Genomic DNA, 281 nt, shown 5'->3' on the forward strand with positions numbered 1-281 from the left:
CTCTTGATGACGCAGGGTATCCGCGACTTCAAACCGGCCAGGCGAGACTGGCGTGAACAGCTTGAGGCGCTGGGCACAGCCGACGGACGAGATCTACCACCCTGCCTCAAGCGCGAGATAGAGCGCGAATGCGACCGTCTGTGGCTGGTGATCGAGATGATCGCGCAGGTCGAGGACGAACAGCGCCAGGCGGCCGAGACCACGGCCCCCGCGACCATCCAGTTGAGCCATCTGCGTGGCATCGGATTGACGATAGCAAGCGTGCTGACGAACGAGGTCTT

1 pseudogene is annotated in these 281 nt (G+C 62.6%); it reads left to right on the top strand.

Annotation, left to right across the window (positions count from 1 at the left end):
* Nucleotides 1-281 (top strand): annotated as a pseudogene (locus tag ACWGTI_RS32910) (IS110 family transposase); the annotation flags it as partial.

This window comes from Mesorhizobium sp. ArgA1, from assembly GCF_053714375.1.